The organism is Mucilaginibacter lappiensis (genome assembly GCF_900155965.1).
Taxonomy (GTDB): domain Bacteria; phylum Bacteroidota; class Bacteroidia; order Sphingobacteriales; family Sphingobacteriaceae; genus Mucilaginibacter; species Mucilaginibacter lappiensis.
In genome coordinates this window covers 1-1,340 of the sequence record NZ_FTMG01000039.1, presented here as the reverse complement: position 1 = coordinate 1,340, position 1,340 = coordinate 1, and the positions used below count along the sequence as shown (strand labels likewise).

The window sequence follows — 1,340 nt, the reverse complement described above, 5'->3', positions numbered from 1 at the left end:
CCGGATGCATTATTGGAATCTGATTATGTAGCTCCACGGAATGAGCTGGAAGAAGATCTGGCAGAGATATGGGCTTCTTTGTTGAATGTGGATCGTGTTAGTATCCATGATAATTTCTTTGAACTGGGTGGGCATTCGTTATTAGCAATTAGGGTATTGTCTGCTATTAGGAAAGAGTTGGGCGTAGAAGTGAGTATTACTGATTTGTTTGATCATGTGACGATAGCAGCGTTGTCGGAGTTTATTGAGCTACAAGAGCAGAAAGTTTTATTACCTGTTATTGTGAGGCAGGACAGGCCATCCCGGATTCCCTTGTCCTATGCCCAGGAGCGGTTATGGTTCATTGATCAGTTGAGAGGGAGTTCGCATTATCATATGCCTTCAGTTTTTAGATTGCATGGCAAATTAGATGTGGTGGCGCTGGAACAATCTTTCAAAGATATTTTGGATAGACATGAATCTTTGCGGACAGTGTTTAAGGAGATGGATGGAGTAGGGTACCAGGAGATTGTAGCGCCTGGAGGATGGACGCTGGATAGTTCAGATGAAGTCTATTTTGATGAGATGATCCAGGATGAGGTGACAAGGCCTTTTGACTTGTCTAAGGATTATATGATGCGCGCGCGATTGGTGAAGGTGAAAGAGGATGAACATGTATTGATTTTAGTGCGGCATCATATTGCATCTGATGGATGGTCGGTATCGCTGATCATTCATGAGTTTATAGAATTATATCGGTTTTATACGGAAAATAGATTGCCAAATTTGCCAGAGTTGTCTTTGCAGTATGCAGATTATGCGATCTGGCAAAGAACCTATTTAACCGGGGAAGTGATGGAACAGCAGTTATCTTATTGGGGGGATAAGTTGAGAGATATAGAGCCGTTGTATTTGCCCGTAGATTTTGTCCGTCCTGCAATACAGAGTACGAAAGGTGCCCGTTTGAATTTTATCATTGATAAAACGGTAAGCAGCAGATTACAGGCGTTGGCAGAGCGGGAAGGAGTAACCTTGTTCATGTTGTTGTTGTCTGTTTATAAGGTGTTGTTGCATAAGTATAGCGGCCAGACTAACATTACTGTAGGTACTACTGTTGCACACAGACCGCAGCAGGAAGTAGAACAGTTGGTCGGATTCTTTGTGAATACGCTTGTGTTACGTAGTGATCTGGATAATGATCCAGTTTTTAAAGAGTTTTTATTGCAGGTGAAACGTACCACGCTGGAAGGATATGAACACCTTTCCGTTCCATTTGAAAAAGTGGTAGACAGAGTGGAGAAAGAGCGGGACAAAAGCCGGAGTTCTTTATTCCAGGCGTTATTCGTATTGAATAATAATGA

1 protein-coding gene is annotated in these 1,340 nt (G+C 42.3%); it reads left to right on the top strand.

Features of this window, described 5'->3' with window-relative positions:
- Positions 1-1,340, top strand: a 1,340-nt coding sequence (locus tag BW976_RS28830) for a condensation domain-containing protein (protein ID WP_245834803.1), incomplete at both ends; no start/stop codon positions are given.